The 405-nt window shown below is 50.4% G+C and carries 1 pseudogene; it reads right to left on the reverse strand.

Going from position 1 to position 405, the window contains the following annotated elements:
- Nucleotides 1-378, reverse strand: a pseudogene (locus Q1A48_RS21420) (IS5 family transposase); the annotation flags it as partial.
- Between the last annotated feature and the right edge of the window lie 27 nt (nucleotides 379-405).

Below are 405 nucleotides of genomic sequence, written 5' to 3' on the forward strand. Positions count from 1 at the left end.
CGCTAAATGGATTTTGCTTGTGTTCCCCGCCCGACTTTTCCCTATCGCCTCATCCTGATCACTGGCAGCACCGCTACTGTGTTGGTGTGCTTTAGCGTAACTTCCATCAATGAAAGCCCATTCCATGTCCGGATCTACTACCAGCGCTTGAAATACTTTCTGCCACTTGCCTGATGCTTACCAGGCATTGAAGCGCTTGTACACCTTACTCCAACATCCGAAATCCTTCGGTAGATCTCTCCATGGGCAACCTGTACGCATTCGATAGAGCATGCCCTCAACGGTCATACGGAGATCACGCTTGTTATAGATGGCCAGTTGCCGCAGAATTCCCCACAGCTTCGACCAGTGCTCATCGCTGAGCATTAATCGGGGCATTGCAAGCTCGTTTTGTCGTTGTGTTAG

Source organism: uncultured Microbulbifer sp. (assembly GCF_947489355.1).
Classification (GTDB): Bacteria; Pseudomonadota; Gammaproteobacteria; order Pseudomonadales; family Cellvibrionaceae; genus Microbulbifer.